This is a genomic window from Streptococcus infantis, from assembly GCF_047463655.1.
In the GTDB taxonomy this organism is placed as follows: domain Bacteria; phylum Bacillota; class Bacilli; order Lactobacillales; family Streptococcaceae; genus Streptococcus; species Streptococcus infantis_Z.
Genome location: NZ_JASHDM010000025.1, coordinates 1 through 2,776, shown reverse-complemented (window position 1 = coordinate 2,776; position 2,776 = coordinate 1). Strand labels below are relative to the sequence as shown.

Here is a 2,776-nt window from a genome sequence, read left to right as displayed (position 1 = left end):
GATTTCTTAACTTCGTCGGCTACCTTAGCTTTTTCTGCATCAGTCAAGTTGCTTGGATCTGTAACCGGAGTTACTGATGGATCCTTAACTGCTTTATCATCTGATTTCTTAACTGTATTATCTGCTGGGATAACCGCTGTTGCGCCATCTGGGTATGTAACAGTTGTTGTGCCATCTTTGCCAACTTTAACATCTGTTACTGTTGGGTTAGATTTCTTAACTTCGTCGGCTATCTTAGCTTTTTCTGCATCAGTCAAGTTGCTTGGATCTGTAACTGGTGTTACTGATGGATCCTTAACTGCTTTATCAGCTGATTTCTTAACTGTCTTATCTGCTGGGATAACCGCTGTTGTACCATCTGGGTATGTAACAGTTGTTGTGCCATCTTTGCCAACTTCAACATCTTTCGCTGTTGGGTTAGATTTCTTAACTTCATCGGCTACCTTAGCTTTTTCTGCATCAGTCAAGTTGCTTGGATCTGTAACCGGAGTTACTGATGGATCCTTAACTGCTTTATCAGCTGATTTCTTAACTGTCTTATCTGCTGGGATAACCGCTGTTGTACCATCTGGGTATGTAACAGTTGTTTTGCCATCTTTGCCAACTTCAACATCTTTCGCTGTTGGGTTAGATTTCTTAACTTCATCGGCTACCTTAGCTTTTTCTGCGTCTGTTAAGTTAGCTGGATCTTTAACTGGTGTTACTGCCGGATCCGTTACTTTGTTATTATCTGCATCTGTAGCTGGTGAACTTGGATTTTGAACAGTCACTTTAACTGGTACTTCATCCTTAGATCCATCTGGGTATGTTACAACGACTGTAGCGTCTTTATCACCTGGGGTAGTTGTGTCTACTGGTGTCTTGAACTCTACTGTTGTTCCTTCTGGAAGATCACCTACATTGCCGATTGAATCTTTGGCAGATGGTTTATCTCCTGGTTTAACAGTTTGATCTTTCGCTGTTGGAGTGTTCTTGTCTGCATCTGTAGCTGGTGCACTTGGATCTTTTACAGTTACTTTAACTGGTACTTCATCCTTAGATCCATCTGGGTATGTTACAACGACTGTAGCGTCTTTGTCACCTGGGGTAGTTGTGTCTACTGGTGTCTTGAACTCTACTGTTGTTCCTTCTGGAAGATCGCCTACATTACCGATTGAATCTTTGGCAGATGGTTTATCTCCTGGTTTAACAGTTTGATCTTTCGCTGTTGGAGTGTTGTTGTCTGCATCAGATGTCTTCTCTGGATCTTTTACAGTTACTTTAACTGGTACTTCATCCTCAGATCCATCTGGGTATGTCACAACGACTGTAGCGTCTTTGTCACCTGGAGTAGTTGTGTCTACTGGTGTCTTGAACTCTACTGTTGTTCCTTCTGGAAGATCACCTACATTACCGATTGAATCTTTAGCAGATGGTTTATCTCCTGGTTTAACAGTTTGATCTTTCGCTACTGGAGTGTTCTTATCTGCGTCTGTAGCTGGTGCACTTGGATCTTTTACAGTTACTTTAACTGGAACTTCATCCTTAGAACCATCTGGGTATGTTACCACTACTGTCGCAGGTTTATCACCTGGTGTAGTTGTATCTACTGGATCCTTGAACTCTACTGTTGTTCCTTCTGGAAGATCACCTACATTACCGATTGAATCTTTAGCAGATGGTTTATCTCCTGGTTTAACAGTTTGATCTTTCGCTACTGGAGTGTTCTTATCTGCGTCTGTAGCTGGTGCAGTTGGGTCTTTTACAGTTACTTTAACTGGAACTTCATCCTTAGAACCATCTGGGTATGTTACCACTACTGTCGCAGGTTTATCACCTGGTGTAGTTGTATCTACTGGATCCTTGAAGTCTACTGTTGTTCCTTCTGGAAGATCACCTACATTACCGATTGAATCTTTAGCAGATGGTTTATCTCCTGGTTTAACAGTTTGATCTTTCGCTACTGGAGTGTTCTTATCTGCGTCTGTAGCTGGTGCAGTTGGGTCTTTTACAGTTACTTTAACTGGAACTTCATCCTTAGATCCATCTGGGTATGTTACAACGACTGTAGCGTCTTTGTCACCTGGGGTAGTTGTGTCTACTGGTGTCTTGAACTCTACTGTTGTTCCTTCTGGAAGATCGCCTACATTACCGATTGAATCTTTGGCAGATGGTTTATCTCCTGGTTTAACAGTTTGATCTTTCGCTGTTGGAGTGTTGTTGTCTGCATCAGATGTCTTCTCTGGATCTTTTACAGTTACTTTAACTGGTACTTCATCCTTAGATCCATCTGGGTATGTTACAACGACTGTAGTTCCTTTATCACCTGGTGTAGTTGTGTCTACTGGTGTCTTGAACTCTACTGTTGTGCCCTTAGGAAGATCTCCGACATTACCGATTGAATCTTTAGCAGATGGTTTATCTCCTGGTTTAACAGTTTGATCTTTCGCTGTTGGAGTGTTCTTGTCTGCATCTGTAGCTGGTGCACTTGGATCTTTTACAGTTACTTTAACTGGTACTTCATCCTTAGAACCATCTGGGTAAGTCACAACGACTGTAGTTCCTTTATCGCCTGGGGTAGTTGTGTCTACTGGTGTCTTGAACTCTACTGTTGTGCCCTTAGGAAGATCTCCGACATTACCGATTGAATCTTTAGCAGATGGTTTATCTCCTGGTTTAACAGTTTGATCTTTCGCTACTGGAGTGTTCTTATCTGCATCTGTAGCTGGTGCACTTGGATCTTTTACAGTTACTTTAACTGGAACTTCTTCCTTAGAACCATCTGGGTATGTTACAA

Annotated in this window: 1 protein-coding gene; it reads right to left on the bottom strand. The window is 41.9% G+C overall.

From position 1 onward, the window contains the following. Positions 1-2,776: Rib/alpha-like domain-containing protein (locus tag QM877_RS10070; RefSeq protein ID WP_414318323.1), on the bottom strand; the 2,776-nt coding region annotated here is incomplete at both ends.